Source organism: Ruegeria sp. CDSA034 (genome assembly GCF_059612275.1).
Genome location: NZ_JBXWQH010000002.1, coordinates 41317 through 56687, shown reverse-complemented (window position 1 = coordinate 56687; position 15371 = coordinate 41317). Strand labels below are relative to the sequence as shown.

Annotated in this window: 12 protein-coding genes and 1 pseudogene; 6 read left to right on the top strand and 7 right to left on the bottom strand. The window is 53.4% G+C overall.

The window, feature by feature from the left end; translation table 11 throughout:
- The first annotated feature begins 1 nt into the window (after position 1).
- Positions 2-610, top strand: a complete 609-nt coding sequence (locus AC2FLJ_RS04145; RefSeq protein ID WP_496704518.1) for a transmembrane anchor protein — start codon at positions 2-4, stop codon at positions 608-610.
- A gap of 229 nt (positions 611-839) precedes the next feature.
- Here the strand turns inward: AC2FLJ_RS04145 and AC2FLJ_RS04140 are convergent, their stop codons facing one another.
- The gene (locus tag AC2FLJ_RS04140; RefSeq protein WP_496704517.1) at positions 840-2786 is read right to left on the bottom strand and encodes a DUF3604 domain-containing protein; all 1947 of its coding nucleotides are present in this window, start codon (positions 2784-2786) and stop codon (positions 840-842) included.
- 252 nt (positions 2787-3038) lie between these two features.
- Between AC2FLJ_RS04140 and AC2FLJ_RS04135 the strand changes: the two genes are divergently transcribed.
- The gene (locus AC2FLJ_RS04135; RefSeq protein ID WP_496704516.1) at positions 3039-4475 is read left to right on the top strand and encodes an arylsulfatase; all 1437 of its coding nucleotides are present in this window, start codon (positions 3039-3041) and stop codon (positions 4473-4475) included.
- Positions 4476-4636: 161 nt separating this feature from the next.
- Here AC2FLJ_RS04135 and AC2FLJ_RS04130 read toward each other — a convergent pair.
- From AC2FLJ_RS04130 to AC2FLJ_RS04120, 3 genes and pseudogenes are all read right to left on the bottom strand, one after another.
- Positions 4637-4753: pseudogene (locus tag AC2FLJ_RS04130) on the bottom strand (IS6 family transposase); the annotation flags it as partial.
- A gap of 81 nt (positions 4754-4834) precedes the next feature.
- The gene (locus AC2FLJ_RS04125; protein ID WP_282121552.1) at positions 4835-5242 is read right to left on the bottom strand and encodes a universal stress protein; all 408 of its coding nucleotides are present in this window, start codon (positions 5240-5242) and stop codon (positions 4835-4837) included.
- Positions 5243-5299: 57 nt separating this feature from the next.
- Positions 5300-5749 carry a phasin family protein gene (locus AC2FLJ_RS04120; RefSeq protein WP_496704515.1) on the bottom strand — a complete coding sequence of 150 codons (450 nt, stop codon included), beginning with the start codon at positions 5747-5749 and terminating at the stop codon, positions 5300-5302.
- Positions 5750-5949: 200 nt separating this feature from the next.
- Here AC2FLJ_RS04120 and AC2FLJ_RS04115 point away from each other — a divergent pair, with 200 nt between their 5' ends.
- The gene (locus AC2FLJ_RS04115; protein WP_496704514.1) at positions 5950-7107 is read left to right on the top strand and encodes a cation:proton antiporter; all 1158 of its coding nucleotides are present in this window, start codon (positions 5950-5952) and stop codon (positions 7105-7107) included.
- 15 nt (positions 7108-7122) lie between these two features.
- Here AC2FLJ_RS04115 and AC2FLJ_RS04110 read toward each other — a convergent pair whose 3' ends face one another.
- Positions 7123-7530 carry a c-type cytochrome gene (locus AC2FLJ_RS04110; protein ID WP_109311222.1) on the bottom strand — a complete coding sequence of 136 codons (408 nt, stop codon included), beginning with the start codon at positions 7528-7530 and terminating at the stop codon, positions 7123-7125.
- A gap of 746 nt (positions 7531-8276) precedes the next feature.
- Between AC2FLJ_RS04110 and AC2FLJ_RS04105 the strand changes: the two genes are divergently transcribed.
- Complete coding sequence (locus AC2FLJ_RS04105; protein ID WP_282121562.1) at positions 8277-9497, top strand: APC family permease; 1221 nt, start codon at positions 8277-8279, stop codon at positions 9495-9497.
- A 103-nt stretch (positions 9498-9600) separates the two neighbouring features.
- The gene (locus tag AC2FLJ_RS04100) at positions 9601-11157 is read left to right on the top strand and encodes an MFS transporter (RefSeq protein ID WP_496704513.1); all 1557 of its coding nucleotides are present in this window, start codon (positions 9601-9603) and stop codon (positions 11155-11157) included.
- On the opposite strand, the gene AC2FLJ_RS04095 is transcribed toward AC2FLJ_RS04100, so the two are convergent.
- On the bottom strand, positions 11158-12750 hold the full coding sequence (locus AC2FLJ_RS04095; RefSeq protein ID WP_496700028.1) for a trypsin-like peptidase domain-containing protein: 1593 nt from the start codon (positions 12748-12750) through the stop codon (positions 11158-11160).
- A 220-nt stretch (positions 12751-12970) separates the two neighbouring features.
- A complete protein-coding gene (locus tag AC2FLJ_RS04090) occupies positions 12971-13390 on the bottom strand; it encodes an Hsp20/alpha crystallin family protein (protein ID WP_496700030.1) in 420 nt (139 codons plus the stop codon).
- A gap of 330 nt (positions 13391-13720) precedes the next feature.
- Here AC2FLJ_RS04090 and AC2FLJ_RS04085 point away from each other — a divergent pair, with 330 nt between their 5' ends.
- Positions 13721-15058: a ferredoxin reductase family protein gene (locus AC2FLJ_RS04085; RefSeq protein WP_496704512.1), complete on the top strand. Its 1338-nt coding sequence runs from the start codon at positions 13721-13723 to the stop codon at positions 15056-15058.
- Positions 15059-15371 lie beyond the last annotated feature (313 nt).

Here is a 15371-nt window from a genome sequence, read left to right as displayed (position 1 = left end):
AATGTTTAACGCAAAGAAACCGAGCCTCGAAGAATTACCGAGCTCAGCCCAGCTTCTTCGATCCACGATAATCGCTGCTATCAGCGCCGCGGCGATACTCGTTGTGGTCGTTTTGCCTGCTGAATACGGGATTGACCCAACGGGCGCAGGCCGCGTGCTTGGCCTGACTGAGATGGGCGAAATCAAGCAGGAACTGGCAGATGAAGCCGAGCAGGATCAGCAAGTTCACGGGGCGGATCAGTCATCGAACTTACTCGATGACATCTTCGGTCTGTTCGTTGGCACAGCACACGCTCAGGAGGCGTGGCAGGATACAATCACGTTCACGCTCGAACCGGGTGAGTTCACCGAGATCAAGGCAACCATGGAAGAGGGAGCGACCCTATTCTACGCGTGGGTGGCCGAAGGTGGTCGGGTCAACTTCGACCTCCATGCACACGCGGGCGACCAAAACGTGACCTATGAGAAAGGGCGCGGTCAAACCGAAGGCGAAGGTAGTCTTGAAACTCCTTTCGCCGGAGATCACGGCTGGTTCTGGCGCAACAGGGACGATGAGGCGGTAACGGTGACGCTTCAATTGCGCGGCGACTACAGTGCTATAGTCCGGTAGGATTAGGTCAGAGAACTGGGCGCGCCTAAAACTCTAGGCGCGCCGTTGAAAGCCGACCTTGGCGCAAGCGCAGCGAATTGGTGCTTTGTCCGCAGAGCGGACACTCATGCAAGCTGTAGTGAATGGCTGCTTCGAGCCCTAAGCGGACATTCGCATGAACGCATTAACCCAGTGTTGCTGCGACAGGAACTGCCGGGCTTTTCCGCTACGACATTGGATTAGGTATATTTCAGTTCTCGGGCGTATACCAAATTGGCGAAGTGTACGCGCGTTCCTGCGTTGAAGTCGGAACCTCCGCGGGAAGTTCGTCTCCGAACCGAACGGAGTCGTAGATAGTCCACCTCGGCGTGGGAATTTCCAAGACACGGGCATAGTAGAAAGCCCGCGCTGAAGGATCGAACTCAGGGTCCGTCCAAACGGTGATCAGCTCTGGAGACCCTATGGAGTTGGTAAATGTGCCTGTAGCGACATCCACGGTATTCCCCACCGGTGGTAGAATTCCATCCGCATCAGGTTCTCGGTCTCCTGACCAAGCCACGTCATAAACCCGCTCTTCAGTTTCACCGCTGGCATTTAACCAACCTTTCACAATCTGGATACGATCGAGATTGCCGGAAAATGGGTCTTTCAGGGCAGCGATGAGGAAAGTTGGGGCGTCTGCGCTCTCAGGTGCTTGTGAGAGGTCTCCACCCATCGGAACGCCTTTTTCATATCCTATTTCGGCGGGCAAACGGGATCTTGCATCTTCTTCCGTAAAGTCCCAGGCGCCAAAGAAACGGAGCGCAATGCGACTTCCGGTTGTCCCGTAAACTTCTTTCCGTTCCATGGCGTCGAATATGGCTTCGCGTGTGTTGTCTTCAGCCCAAACTGCTGCGTAGCCAGAGGCTGCCATTTCCCACCCGAGAATCCTCAAGGCATCGAACTCGCCAACGACATGTTGCCAACGGCCGGGTTCTGGTTCGACGCCAGAGTGTTTGCCAAAGAAATTGTCTTCTTCCGCTGTTGCCAAAGCCGTATGGCTGTCGGTAGAGCCCACCACGCCAAATTTATATGGATTAGTACCCAGCTGATCCTCTAGTTTAAGACCGTTCTTCAAGGCCTCACGGGCATACTCGTATTGGAGCATCCAGTCTTCCTTGGGCGTTGGGCCGAGGTTGGATTTATCCCAAGTTTCATAGTCTGCGAATTCATCGTTTGGGCTTAAAAACGGGTGCGTTTCTCCGTCACCTTTGATTTGGGTGATCTCATACATCGGCTCCCACTTGGCACGCCGCTCTGCGTAATCCGCCGTCAACGGTTCACCCGTTTCAGGGTTTGTCTCAACCGGAAACATCAGGCCGTTGGAAACGTTGCCGTTGTGGGCAAGGGCCAGTACACGACCGCCAGTCTCTTGCTCATATGTTTCCATCCAGTCCCATAGCCGTTCTGGATTGAAGGTTTCCGCGGTTGTGAAGGGCAGCATTTGCCGAGCGCGAATGGCATCATCCCGGTAGATCACGTTACGATGGAGGTTGTTTCCAGCTTCGGTGGACGTCCACTCGTATCCGATGAACGCAGTGAATGTGCCGGGCGCGTTGTGATGATCCGCAGTTTGCGTGAACTCGTCCCACACGGATTGTACAAACCTGCGATCTGAAACAGCCTCGGGAAGAGCATCCCCGGTGATACCTGCAAATGTTTCAATAACTTCCATGGTTGCGCCCAGAGCGACGTCCCCGCCGGCGTTGAGGCGTTCGTTCCAGTCTCGAAGGGTTGGGTCACGCATCAGTGTGGAGTTCCCCGCAACGATCTCATTCATAGCCCCCATGGCATCCGAGTGATCAGATACGACAAGCCAGTCGAGGGGACGTGATAACTGCACGCGGAGGCCATGCGATGTCGTGACTTCCTCACCACGTGCAAACCTATAGGCATCGTCTGGGCTCAGAATGACACCAAATCCGCGGGCATCGAGCGAGTTTGACGTGTGCAGGTGAGTGTCACCCCACAGCGGGCGTGTAGGAAAATCTCGACCTGCATAAGGCGAAAAATCAGCAGGCGCTGGTTCACGCATATCATCAACTGATATGGTCATCTCGCCAACTTGCCCGCCTTGTGCGGCGTCTTGAGCATCTGAAGAGCTTGCTATGAATGCTGCGGAAACTATTGCTGTCGATGTCTTCAGAAAAAACTTCATTTGAACCTCCCAGCCGAACTGAATGCCAAACCATGGCAACATCTGAGCCGGTGGTTCGTCAAGGAAAACAAAGGTTTTCTTAGTTGAGCATAAGTGATCCCGGGGGAGGTTTGACTAATCCCGGACCGCAGCTTCGTCCGTAAATTTGACGCTCATCCGCTGTGCGAAAACACCGCAACGAGACGACGTTATTGACGACTGGTGACTTGGTTCGTCAGTCTTGAGTCCGTGATCTTGATTGGAGACGTTGTTATGAAGTGGTTATCGCGAACATTCCTGCTGTCCTTGTATCTTCTATTTGCCACGGGCGCTTCAGCTCAAGACAAACCCAACATCGTATTCATGTTTCTTGATAATTTTGGTTGGGGCGAACCTGGGTTTAATGGAGGCGGCATAATCCGTGGTACAGTGACTCCCGAGATGGACGCCCTCGCTGCGGAGGGACTACGACTCACGAACTTCAACGTGGAAAGCCAGTGCACGCCGTCCCGAGCAGCGACCATGACAGGACGATACGGTATCCGAAGCGGCAACCACACGGTCCCACTGGGAGGTGGCGTTTACGGTCTGACCCAATGGGAAATCACGATGGCCGAGATGCTGAAGGAGGTAGGATACAACACGGCCATGTACGGTAAGTGGCACCTTGGATGGACCGAAGGGCGCTATCCAACGAATCAAGGCTTCGATGAGTTTTACGGCGTTGAGACCACTGACGTTACAGTCTGGCGCACGCTTCCGGGTTTTGCCGATGCCAACATGGAAGAGCCAGTTGTGATGCAGGGTGTTGCAGGCGAGCCAGCAACCATCGCTCAAGACTACGATCTGGACTATCGCGGCAAAATAGATGGCGACCTGACAAAGAAGGCCATCGAGTTTATCGAAGCGAAGAGTGCCGAAGACGCGCCGTTTTTCATCTATCTTGCTTATACTCAGACCCACTATCCAAACATCGCGTCCGAGGAGTTCGAAGGCGCCACTGGAAACGGCGTCTGGGCCGACATTCTGCTTCAAACAGATAGCTATATCGGACGTATTGTTGATGCGATTGAGGCGGCAGGCGTTTCCGACGACACCGTGGTGATATTTACTGCTGACAACGGCCCCGAAGCTCTTCCGGTTGGGAACGCCAACGTCTCGCCAGTTCCTGCGGTACATGGTACGGCCGGGCCTTGGCGCGGTACTCTGTTCACCAGCCTCGAAGGAAGTATGCGTGTACCCTTTGCAATCAAGTGGCCGGGAAAGATCCCTACCGGTTCTGAAAGCAACGATGTTGTCCACTCAATGGATCTCTATCCGACACTTGCGGCTTTCGCAGGGGGCAAGGTGCCTGATGACAGGGCCTTTGATGGTGTCGACCAGTCAAAGTTCTTTCTTGGTGACCAACCAAACTCAAACCGAGAAGGCGTGATCGTCTACATGGGCGAGCAGATATTCGGCGTAAAATGGAAGGATTGGAAAGTTCTTTTCAAAGAGAATACGACGGCTTTTGGTGCAACGGAGTCTTTCGACACACCAAGGGTCTACAACCTTCTTAATGATCCACACGAGCGTGAAAGCGTACTCTTTCCACACACTTGGGCGGTCGAAAAGGCGTTGCCTCAATTGCAGGAACACATTGCAACGTTCGAGGAATACCCTCCAATCCCACCGGGAACGCCTGATCCCTACGAACCACCTAAAAACTGAACGGTGGCTTTGTCCGTAAATTCGTCGTTCGTTCAAACGAAACGTGCCGCGCAGCAGCGAACGGCGGCTTAGCCCGCAACTCGGACGTTGGCTGCAACTTGCTGAAACGTCTACGTTGCGGACGAAGTGTGGATTCGCGGTACTTGCACCAATTGCAGTTTGATGTGCTTTGCTGACGTCAGAATGAGCGTGAAACGGATGTACAACATCACCGCAAGGCGGATGATTTCGAGACTGGTTTTAAAGTACTTGAAAGAGGCAGGTCTGCTAATGGGCAAAAGATACGCAACCGCCCTGCAGCGCTCTACCCAAGTTCTTCTGACAAGACCCCATAGAGATCTCGCATCGCTAGCTTTGGATCACCGAATTACGTGAACCGAACACTTGGCATGATGCACGACTCTGTTCGCAGTGGAACCTAGAAATATGTCCTCGAATCCGGGCTTATGCGAAGCTAAGACGATGCAATCGGCGTCGCTCTGGTTTGCGAAGTCGACAATTGCCCTACCCGCATGCCCGGAGATGAGCTGTACCTTCGCGTCTGAAATTTCAGAGGCAGTCTTTTGTAGGTTCTCCAATATCTCATGCCGCGTATGTGCAAGCACTTCACTTGGAATCTGAGAACCCACATATGCCGGAATAGGTTCTTGGACGTGCACAACGGTGAAAACAGCGTCGGCATCAGCCAATTGGCGCGCAGCCTTAAACGACGCTTGAGTGTCATGTTCTTTGTCCAGAGCAACCGGGATCAGGATATTCTTGTACATTTGACCTCCTATCTACTGCGCAGATGATTTCAGTTTGGTATTTCGGCAGCAGGAAACCTACACAGGCTCAGACTTTGAAGATTTCCCCGCGCTCTTTGTAGCGGCTGCAACATCACCAACTGTTTTCTCAACAGCTTCAGCTTCTGTTTCTGCGACATAAGATGCACAACGGGACACAGTTTCGAACCATTCCTGCGCGTCAGCAACCAACCGCTCAGCTGAATGGCGCTGCCATTCCGCCATGCTCTGAAAGGCTTTCGATGGATCGGACGGGTTCGCGGACGACACATTGCGTGCAGCTTGTAGAGCCGTCCGGACCGCCTCATGACGCCGTTCGAACCAATGCTGTGCAAAGGCCTCCGTTTCTTCGAGAAATTTTTCCTGCGCGTCCCAAAATTGTTCGATCTGGGCTCCGAAGGCCGGATTGCCAGACATGGGTGGCTGCATTTGCTTAAAAACATCCAACAGTGAGGTCGGGCTGTTTGTGCTAGTTTTCTTTCTCGACATCGAAAGTTCCTCCTCATTTCCTGTATGAGTTACTGTGCCACCTGCGGCGCGCTTTCGCCTTAATACAGATCAATATCCCATATTTTGCGGATTTTCGGCCTAAGCTGCGACGGGACACTCGCATTCTCTCCGACAACGGTTCCTAGGTGGCAGGGTTGGAATTAGAGTAGTTTAGACAAGAACCTAACGCTTGGATTTCTATGCACATTGCCGGCTTTCTCATTAGCCTTGGTGTCCTCTTCCTTGCCGGATTGGCAGCCGCTCAATTAGGCCGGGCCACGCATCTTCCTCGTGTTACTACCTTACTTTTCCTCGGTCTGATCGCCGGGAACGCCGGAATGGGGTTGATCCCACTCGACGTCGCAACGTGGTTCGACGAGATATCCATTGTGGCCTTGACGATGGTCGCTTTCCTTCTTGGAGGATCTTTGACCCGCGAGAACCTGGTTCGGCATGGCCGAGCCATTCTGACTATTTCGATTGCAATCGTGGTTGCAACCCTTGTTATCATGTCTGCTGGATTGACCGCAGTCGGCGTACCCTTCGGGTTGGCATTGGCGCTGGCGGCAATTGCTACGGCTACAGTTCCGGCCGCCATGACAGACGTTATCAAGCAATCTGGAGTGTCCAACAGCTTTACCGAGACATTAAAGGGCGTCGTCGTAATTGATGACGCTTGGGGTCTGATCGTATTCAGTATCGCCCTGGTTCTGGCCGGTCATTCGGATGGTTGGGCAAGCGTCACGACCACAGCGATGTGGGATTTCGGAGGGGCGATACTGTTGGGTACCGCCCTAGGTGTGCCATCCGCTTACCTGACCGGCCGCTTGAAACCGGGAGAGCCAATGCAGGCAGAAGCAGTGGGCATAGTTTTTCTTACAGCGGGCCTTGCGCTTTGGCTGGAGGTTTCATTCTTGGTAGCAGGCATGGTTGCGGGCGCAATGATCGGGAATCTTGCCCGCCATCACGAGCGTGCTTTTCAGGAGATCGAGCACATTCAGTGGCCGTTCATGATTTTGTTCTTCCTGCTGGCTGGCGCCACGTTGGATATTGAAGCCTTCGGCTTGATGGGCTGGGCTGGTGCTCTTTTCCTATTCTTGCGCGCCGTTGCCCGCCTTGTCGGGGGTTATTGCGGAGCGAGACTGGGCGGCCTGCCTCGCCGTCAGACCCACTGGTATGGTCCCGCTTTGTTGCCACAAGCTGGTGTCGCGGTAGGAATGGCACTCGTTGCCGGAGAGCAATTTCCGAATTGGGCCGCGTCCATCATGGCCTTTACTCTAGCCAGCACTGTGGCCTTCGAAGTGTTGGGGCCGCCGTTGACTCTCATGTCAATCAGACGTACGGCTGATACGGATTAGTAAATCAGCCAGTGACTAGTCCGTCTGGATCGATTCCAAAAAGGCGAGCAAATTCGCCAACGGCAAACCTACCATTATTCGTTGCCCATTGGGCAAAGCCACCGCGATTTGTTGGTCTGTCTCAAACACTGCGCCAAAGATTGGCATTTCGCCACCATGGGCGAGCAATTGTGAACGACCATCAATCTGTTCAGCTATGCGATCTATTGGATACACACCGTCGTTTTGGCCCACCAACTTGGTGAGGTCAGGCGTTCGAATAGCCAGCATTTCCGCCATTGGCCCGTCTCCGGTCGCTTCGAAACCGTGACATTGCCAGCAATACGTCCGGTACAAATCACGCCCCTCATCGACGCTGACGTCCTGCGCCAGAACGGGTCCCGTGACGAACAGTGCCAGTAAAATTCCGCGAACAATCTGCATATGCTCCTCCAATTTACTGCCCCGGATGCAGATCTATTTAAACCGCATCCTTAAGAAACTTCTTTGACCTCGCTCATGTTGAACGCTTCAGCACAAAGATTGGTTTTTCGGTCGAATGGCGCTTGAGCACGCGCCAAGTCCAATCCCGGCGGCCTCCAACTACGCCACTTCGTCATTGACCTCACTCCCCCTTGCGCCCTGGCGGCACTCCTTCCAAAGCGTTCAAATGCCAACGAATTCGCCAGAGGTGATGCGACACGCGATGCAACCAGTCGAGCCCAAGGTTGGTAACAGGTTCCAGAGCATCAAGAATAGCTTTCTACCCTAAATCTCAAACCGCCTCACATGTTTGCTTTGCCTTTAAGTCCGAAGGCAAACGACAGTTGGTTGGGATTCAGCCTCGCAGACCGCCGACCGCGAGTTGATTGACATAGATCAAAGCACCAACAAGAATCACATAGTGAAATACGAATGTTTTAGCGTGTTCTACGTTCACCGGTCTGTCCCCAAGCAAACACAAAGGTGAACGGAATTCTTAAGGAGTGGAAGTTCCACCCAAGGGGGCTCGGCAGGAGTGGTGGCGAGCCCCCGTGTTACTTGATTGGCGCCCAATGCGCCCAGGCGTTGAGACACAAGGCATTCGATGCAGCTTTGACCATCGGATTAAGCCGCTGCGCCAATCGCGGACAAAAACGAGACGGACGCCTCTGACGACGTTCTGAATGGGCAGTTTGTGGAAATCGCTTATGAACTCTGTTGATCCAAACGAACAGAAACTCAGACGGGCCCTTACGACCCCGTTGCTCACGCTTTATGGCCTTGGAGTAACGGTCGGAGCGGGCATTTACGTTTTAGTCGGCGCAACAGCAGACATTGCCGGACCGTTTGCGGCGTTGTCGTTCGTTGTAGCCGCGCTCGTCGTATCACTCACCGCGCTTTCGTATGCAGAACTCACAACTCGATTTCCTGTCAGCGCAGGTGAAGCAGCCTATGTTGAGGCGGGATTTCGGAAAAACTGGATGGCGGTTTTCGTTGGGCTTGCGGTGGCAGCCTCGGGCGTTATCTCCGCTTCTGCCGTTGCAATTGGCGCAGCATCATACCTTCACGCTTTGACCGGTTTTGCGATCCCTATTTTGACTATCAGTGTTGTTTTGATCATGGGTCTAATCGCGCTTTGGGGGATCACTGAGTCTGTCTTTATTGCGGCTGTCATCACGATCATTGAGATCGCAGGTCTTCTCTTTGTGATTGGCTGGGGCATGTCGATCCAGGATCCGCAGGGATACGGGATCAGTTCGATGCTTCCGCCGCTGGAACTCGACGCGTGGAGAGGCATTTTCGCAGCATCACTTCTCGCTTTCTTTGCATTTGTTGGCTTCGAGGACATGGCTAATGTCGCGGAAGAGGTTAAAGACCCCGTGCGCACCATCCCAAAAGCGATTTTGCTAACGCTCGTTCTGGCGACCGTGTTGTATCTAGGAACCTCAATGACGGTTCTACTTGTTGTGCCGATCGATGTTCTTTCGACTTCCGCAGCACCCCTCGCGCTCGTGTTTTCAAACGCGCCCGAGGTCATCAAACAGGGCTTTTCCGCAGTCGCGATTGTGGCGACAGTCAATGGAGTACTGATTCAGATGATTATGGCCTCGCGGGTGATCTACGGACTAGCTGACCGTGACCATTTGCCGAAGGTTCTGGCGATAGTCCCTAAATCAACGCAGACACCAGTAGTTGCTACTTTGCTGGTCGTCGCAATCATCGTTCTGCTGACCCAAACTATACCGATTGGTACCCTGGCAGAGCGCACGTCTCAGATCGTTCTGGGCGTCTTTGTGCTCGTCAACATTTCGCTGATCCAGCTGAAGATGCAGCCGGACGAGGCCGCCAAGCATTTCCGAGTTCCTATTGTGGTACCGATCCTTGGGGTGATCACCAGTGCATTGCTTTTCGGATCTGGATTTCTCTAACTAGACAAAACGACCCAAAGGCCTCAACGAACTGCCACGGCATATGACGACTGACCAAACTTCCATAGGATCAAAACTTTCAGCCTGGTGGCATAGAACGTTTGTGGATCTGGTTCAGCAGCTGCAATGGTCCTATCTGCCGCCATTGATGGTCTATTTTGCGGCCGGCGTGTCCGGCCTGACCTCGGTCGTCGGTGCTTTTTTCCTAAAAGACTACCTCGATTTATCCGCCTCTTTCGTTGCAGGGCTAGCATTTTGGGCTGGTATCCCGTGGATACTCAAAATGCCGCTTGGTCATGTCGTGGACCTGTTTTGGCGCTGGAAGTCCCTGCTGATATTGTTCGGCGCGTCCTTGATCACGTTGTCTTTGCTCGCCATGTACGGGCTCGTGACCGCACCTGCGCTGATGTCCAGTTTCATGCCGCTGGAAGACTGGTATGTTGTTGCCTTGCTCTTGGCGCCTTCGGGCTATGCAATTCAGGACGTTGTTGCCGACGCCATGACGGTTGAGGCGGTGCCAAAGGTTGACCAGAGCGGCGCACCATTTTTGCCGGAAGAAACTCGTGCACAGCACACAACGATGCAGACCTTGGGCAGAGTTTCGATCATTTCCGGGTTTGCGGCGGTTGCGGCTGTAAACATCTGGATATTCTCTGGAACCGAAGAACTGCAAGAATCCGAACGCCTTGCGCTTTATGGCCAAGTATATCTGATAGCTCTGACCATCCCGGTGTTGTCCGTTAGTGGAGTCGTTCTTCACAGCTTTATCCAGCGTCAGCTTATTAAGTGCGGCCACCCGCCACATACGCCGGATGAAGCCACCGAAGTCAAATGGTCCATATTGCTCGGCGGCCTTGCATTTGTTGTGCTCAGCATCGTGCTGGGAACCGCAGATTTCGAATTCGCGCAAGAGACCGTTTTTGCGGTTTCCCTGACGGTGATCCTTTACCTCATGTCGCGTCTGCTGAAGGAGTTGGAACCAGCCCAAGCCAAAGCCTTGATCGGGACAGCGACAGTCATTTTTGTATTTCGTGCCGTTCCTCTGCCGGGACCAGGCCTGACTTGGTTTGAAATCGATGAACTGGGGTTCGATGAGCAATTCCTGGCAATTCTGGCTTTGTTAACTTCGATGTTGGCCCTGCTCGGGTTAATCGTCCTTCGACCATTTATGGCCACCCGCTCGATTGCGCATGTGGTGGTGTTGCTAACGATTGCGGCGGGCGTTCTCGCCCTGCCTAACCTTGCCCTCTACTACGGTGTGCACGAATGGACGGCGGCGCATACCGGCGGAGTTGTCGACGCAAGGTTCATTGCCATTCTTGATACAGCTGTTGAGTCGCCGCTTGGACAGATCGCCATGGTCCCGATGTTGGCTTGGATCGCACGCAATGCCCCTGTTCAGTTGAAAGCGACCTTCTTCGCGGTGATGGCATCGTTCACAAACATGGCTTTGTCGGCCAGCAGCCTTAGCACCAAATACCTCAACCAAACATACGTCGTCACTCGCGCCGTCACAAATCCAGAGACCGGTGAAGTCACGTCTACCGCAGACTACAGCCAACTTGGGTACTTGCTGATCTCCGTGGCCGTGATCTCGATGATTGTTCCACTGGCCACAGTGTTCTTTGTTCAAAACTCGCGCTTCCGAACGAGCGAATGATCACTGGCTTTCGACCTCTCCTAGCAGAGCTCTGAGATGTGAGACCGGGACGCCGATGTTTGAACCGCCAAACTCGGGCAGGATCGCAGCATTTACGGCAACGACCTCGCCCCGCCGATTCAATGCTGGCCCTCCACTCCCACCGGCCGTGGTCTCGGCGTCATAAACTATAGCGCTCCCGCTTGTCCGCGCAACTATCCCCCGGCTTGCTAGCGGGTGTATCTTGCTTTGTGCTGAAAGCCGGGACGCTATCGACCAAAAATTCAACGTCCCTTCTGCTTCCAGTTCCTCTAAAAAGCCCGGACCAGCCTGCGCGATCAATGCCCTCAAACCCGTTGGATACCCCAACAGATAAAGCTCTTCACCTACGCGCGACGTGGCATCCGCCAACGGAATGCCGAGGTCGTGAACGCGGCTAGGCTCTACTGCCAAAATCGCCAAGTCTGCCGCTTCGCTGAACCGGACCAAACGCGCCTCTATTGGTTCCGTCTGATCAGGCAAATAAGCCAGCAGCCTCAACATTTCAGGCTTGAGACCAGCGTCGTTCAGCGCTTTTTCTCGACTCCCCGAGGTCCAGGGCAAAGCGACATGGCGGTTGGTGGCCATCAACGGCACCCCAGCAATCAAAAACGCGGTTCCGGTGAACTGAAATTCTGCAGGTTCGCCGGTCCCGTCCGGTTCGATCCAAGGCTGGCCAAACGGGGTTTTCAGGTTTTCTCCGTTCGGTCCCAAAACGTGCCGTAATATCTTCCCGCTTTCCACGTGGCGCAATCCATAAGCTCCCTGAAGGAAAGCTACAGATCGAGTGGAGGCAGCTATCACCCGCGTGGGTGCCCCCGCCCGTTGCTCCAAGGTTCCAAGACGCTGCTCAGTCGACAAAACCTGGTTCTCAAAAGCGTCACGCAACGAAGCCAAGTCATCAGGCGTAAGTGCATCTTCTCGCGTCTGAGCGAGCATAACCGCGACCGCTTCGATCTTGCGGGACTCCTGTCCGATACTATCCGCCAAGCGCCGGTCGTTTTGGTAAAGTAGGTAACCAAACCCCGCGATCACAAGAAGCGTTGCAAGTACTGTGATCCTGAAAAGTATCGTGGTCTGAGACGCAAGCCGCCGCCCACTATCGCGCAGGGCACCAGACATCTTTTTGGCGAAGGGTCGACGGCTCGTTCGGGTGTAAGCATATGCGTCACTGAGAATATCTTCGACTGTGTGGTGTGCGGGAAATGAGTGATCGCACAACCTGTATCGAGACATAGGGCCCTTTTCGCCGAACTCGATCATGTCGCCGTGCCTCAAAGACACTGATGAAGCATTTTGCCCGTTTACCCATACATTGCGCCCTGCTGACGCGGTTACTGTGTAACCTTCGTCAGCCCATTGTAGGGTGGCAATATCGTTATCATGGGGAGGCAGGTCATCCCTAGGACGAAGGCTTAGCACCCTTTCATCGTCAACTGAAACAGTTAGGGTTTTATCGACAAGCCAGTTCACGTTTCCGCGCGATGGACCTGTCAGGCTCTCCAGAAATGCCCGCACCTTACCTTCACCACCATTCCCGGAGGATGTAATGCTACTCGCTTCTGGATTTCGCATTATGACCCCCTTTCCAAACGCGTGAGGGCATTCTACCACGCTGCAACACCAAACCCATGGCTTGGTGCGAATGTACATAAAACGCATTTATACAAACACTTGCGATGTCCGCCCGGATTCAATCAAAAAACATCTATCAGGCCGCAGCTCAAAGAAGGCCGATCCATGATCGGCCCTCTGCTTTGGCATTTTCAAGCCCCGTATCGAGCCAACAGACCGTCTATTTCGACGATACCTTGATCTTACGGCTTGGATACTGAGGCTCAGTCTTCGGCATTTCGATATGTAGAACGCCTTTGTCGAATGTTGCGGAAATCTTGTCGATTTCCACAGTGTCTGGCAGCGACATGCCTCTGGAAAAACTGCCATAGCTTCTTTCGCTGACACGCAGATCGCCCGTTTCATCATGCGCAATCTTCTTCTGACCGCGTAGGATTAGCCTGCGATCCTTGATTTCAATTTCCACATCATCCTCTCCGAGCCCTGGCAATTCAGCCGTCAAGGCAATCGCAGAATCCGTTTCTTGGACATCGATTGCCGGTGAAATCGCACCTGTCATGTCAAGAGACGGAAAACCCGTGCGTTGCGCAGCCGTTTCCATTGGTAGGAAAGGTGGTCCTCCCCCGAAAAAACGCGACATCAGAGTTTCCATTTCACGCCGAAAGTTGTCGGAGAGCGGATGCGTTCCAGTGAAAAGTTGCGGGGACTTTTTGTCTTCTAGCATTTTTGAGCCTCCTCCTTTGGTCTGATTTCACGCGCGCAACATTATGACAGGAAAAGCGGTCAAGGACCTTGATCTTGCGCAAGCATGCAACCTCAGCATCAGCCAGACCGAACGCAGCGGCTGAACGAACAGAAACGGGAACCGTTGTCCAACAAACTTGCCACGTCGTGCTGGAGTTACCACCAACCTTAGTAGTCTTGATCGGAACCCCAGGTCAGCTTAGCGTTTATTCTAAATGAGCCCGAATTGCCCACCTTTAACACAGCGGAGCAAAACCGTATGAAATGGCCTTATCTGGCGTTGATTTACGTTTTGCTGATCTTGGCTCCCTTGGGTTTTTCTTGGTCTTTGGGATGGCCACCGCGATCATTTCATCAAGAGCTCGCGTCTGGGCTTGGGATGCTTGCGTTTTCAATAATCTTAGTCGAGTTCCTGCTGTCCGGGCGGTTCAGGTTCATCTCTTCCGGCTTAGGTATGGATGTGACCATGCGGGTGCATCAGTTGATGGCGCGTACAGCACTCGGCTTAACGCTGATACACCCGCTTCTGTATCAGGGTACGCCTTCTGGCGGACGCCGCCCGTGGGATGAAACAAACCAACTTACGATTTCAACTGACATTTCTGCGCTGTTATCGGGTATCGGCGCATATTTTTTACTGTTCATTCTGGTCGTCTCGGCAATTGCCCGCAAATCCCTTGATTACAAATACGAAACATGGCGCCTCTTACACGGGCTGGGAGCCTTGGTGATCGCATGCCTGCTTTTGCATCACACGGTCTATGCTGGGCGCTACGGTGGGCATCCGCTACTAACCTATCTCTGGCTTGCCCTAACCAGTATTGCAGTTGGAACTTTGCTGTATGTCTATCTCGTTCGCCCTTTACGTCAGAGGAAAAGACCGTGGCGCGTCACGTCTGTGTCTCGACTAACACCGAAGCAATGGGAGTTGCGCGTCGTGCCAGATGGTCACAACGGACTAAACTTCGAAGCAGGGCAATTTGCTTGGCTAAACGTCGGCAACAGTGTTTTTTCGCTGCATGAGAACCCATTCTCGATTAGTTCGGCACCAGCCGAAGGCCCCGAAGTTTCATTCGTGATAAAGGAACTTGGGGATTTCACATGCGGCCTCGGACAGATCGCTCCGCAAACCACGGCCTATCTGGATGCCCCGCACGGAAATCTGTCGATCAGCCACCGAACTGAGAAAGGCATTGTTCTGATCGCAGGTGGTGTCGGGATCGCGCCCATGTTGAGCATTGTGCGTCAGGTACGGTTGAGTGGAACACAGTACGATCTCAAGCTTATCTATGGCAACCGGGTGGAGGAGCAGATTGCTTTTCGCCAGGAGTTGTCCAAAGAAGAAACAGTATTTGTTTTATCCGAGCCGCCAGAGGATTGGTCCGGAGAGACAGGCTTGATCGACGGTCATCTGTTGGACCGCAATTTGTCTTCTGATCAATTTGAAAGCTGGCTTTTTGTTCTCTGCGGCCCCCCTGCCATGATGGACACCGTCGAAGATCATCTGATTGAGCGGGGCACCGCGTCACACCGGATTTTGTCTGAAAGGTTTGACTATGATTAGACTGCTCAGAAACCTGCCCGCACGCCAACAAGTGAAACTCGCAGTGTGGTTGATCAGTATTTCAATCTTCGTCGCTGTCTTGGCCTTTTGCTTAAGGTAGAAAGCTAGACCGCCAGGGGTTGGCTAGCTTCAAGGCTGCCGGCCGAAAAGGCAGGTTTTCTTGGAGATGGATGCCGTCACGAACTTCCTTAAAAACATGCTCCGCGTGGACAGCATGAGCATACCGCAACGATCCAGATATGCCCCTATGAAACGCCTTTGATAGAGATCAAGGGCAACGCACGTCACTTATTCATAATAAGCAATCTATTCA